The following is a 665-nucleotide window of genomic DNA, read 5'->3' as shown; positions in this document are numbered from 1 at the left end:
CGTTGTAAGCAAGCTAAAAAAACCGAATGGCAACATTATTAGAAGATATAAAAAAGCAATCCGATTGGACAGTTAAAGCGTTCAAATCGGACGGAATTGAACTGGATTACTCAATGGGAAGTTTAATTGAAATTGACCGATTTATCCAAAAATACACTAAAGACGGACAACCGATAAAAGGTGGTCGACTTGCCAAAGGTTATGGCGGAAAAATATTTTCGATTGGCTCATATATTGGAGAAACTTTAATAAAAAATGTTTCTGATTCGAAATGGATTACTGACGACAATGACCCTCACGGAGAAGTGAATATCGAAGTGAATTTGTCAGACGGAACTCGATGTTGGCCAATTCAAAAATTAATGAAAAGGATTCAAAACGGACTTGAGGACGGAATTTATCCTTATGGAGTAAGTGTGACTAACAAAAAAGCGAATGAAAAATATGACGGAGAGTTTTGGAAAATAGAAAATGAAGTAAAACCAATGGAACCGAAAAAACCTTGGTGGAAATTTTAAAAATAAAAATGCCAGCTTACAACAACGTGTATAATTAATTGCTTTGGTCGTTGCCTACTTGGAAAATTCCTTCGGAATTTTCTCGCGTTCGTTTTTGTTTACTAAATTAGTTGCTTAAACACGCAACTAACCATACACAAAACCGTT

1 protein-coding gene is annotated in these 665 nt (G+C 35.2%); it reads left to right on the top strand.

The genetic code is table 11. The annotated features are described in order from the left end of the window. The first annotated feature begins 26 nt into the window (after positions 1–26). On the top strand, positions 27–518 hold the full coding sequence (locus Q0857_RS16885; protein WP_298538078.1) for a hypothetical protein: 492 nt from the start codon (positions 27–29) through the stop codon (positions 516–518). The last annotated feature ends 147 nt before the right edge of the window (positions 519–665 follow it).

It is taken from the genome of uncultured Algibacter sp., from assembly GCF_947495925.1.
In the GTDB taxonomy this organism is placed as follows: Bacteria; Bacteroidota; Bacteroidia; order Flavobacteriales; family Flavobacteriaceae; genus Algibacter_E.
Note: the sequence above shows the minus strand (reverse complement) of the source record. Positions and strands in the feature narration are given on the sequence as shown.